The organism is Pseudomonas tumuqii, assembly GCF_013184545.1.
GTDB lineage: Bacteria > Pseudomonadota > Gammaproteobacteria > Pseudomonadales > Pseudomonadaceae > Aquipseudomonas > Aquipseudomonas tumuqii.
Window position 1 is genome coordinate 1 of record NZ_JAAOJA010000054.1, and the last position, 1,079, is coordinate 1,079.

Annotated in this window: 1 protein-coding gene; it reads right to left on the minus strand. The window is 69.1% G+C overall.

Translation table 11 applies throughout. The features are described 5' to 3' along the window. Nucleotides 1-1,079: ATP-binding protein (locus G9C89_RS24905; protein WP_449301115.1), on the minus strand; the 1,079-nt coding region annotated here is incomplete at both ends.

Sequence of the window (1,079 nt, forward strand, 5' to 3'; positions counted from 1 at the left end):
TCGCCCTGCCATTCCAGGTAGAGGGTATCGCCCTGGCGGATGGCGTGCAGGCGCTGTTGTAGTGCGTCTGGCTGAACCTCGGCGTCTAGCGGGCTGCTGCACAACAGCGTGTCGCCCTGCAAGCGGGCGCCGCCGCTGGCGCACACCTTGTGCGTGACGCCATTGCAGCTCAGGTGCAGGTCAATCTCGGCGGGCAGGCCGGCGCGCCAGCCACTGGTGCTGGCCCAGGGCGAATGGAAGTCCTCGTGCTTGCGCCGTAGCGGCTCGCTCTGGGCGAAGGCGTCGCCGGCCAGTTGCCAGAACGCGGCGGGCAACTCGCCTGGCGGCGGCAGCAGTTGCGCTTCGTGGCGCGGGATAAAGCCGGTGTCCAGCTCGGCGTCGGCGAAGGCCGGATGGGCCAGCACGCGGCGCAGGAACGCCAGGTTGGTCTTGACCCCGCCGATGCAGGTTTCACTGAGCATGGCCAGCAGGCGCAGGCGCGCTTCTTCGCGGTTGTCGCCCCAGGCAATCAGCTTGCCGAGCATCGGGTCGTAGAAGGGGGACACTTCATCGCCCTCGGCCACGCCCGTGTCGACTCGGCGACCCGGGCCGGCCGCGGGTTCGCGGTACAGGCTCAGGCGGCCGGTGGACGGCAGGAAGTCGTGCTCCGGGTCTTCGGCGTACAGGCGCACTTCGATGGCGTGGCCGAGCAACGGCACCTGCGCCTGGGTCAGCGGCAGCGGCTCGCCGCGGGCCACGCGGATCTGCCAGGCCACCAGATCCAGGCCGGTAATCGCCTCGGTGACCGGGTGCTCGACCTGCAGGCGGGTGTTCATCTCCATGAAGAAGAAGTCGCCGCGCTCGTCCAGCAAAAATTCCACGGTACCGGCGCCGACATAGCCGATGGCCTGGGCGGCCTTGACCGCGGCCTCGCCCATGGCGCGGCGCAGCTCGGGCGTCAGGCCCGGCGCCGGCGCTTCCTCGACCACCTTCTGGTGGCGGCGCTGGATCGAGCAGTCGCGTTCGTTGAGGTACAGGCAGTGGCCGTGCTGGTCGGCAAACACCTGGATCTCCACGTGGCGCGGCTTGAGTACGTATTT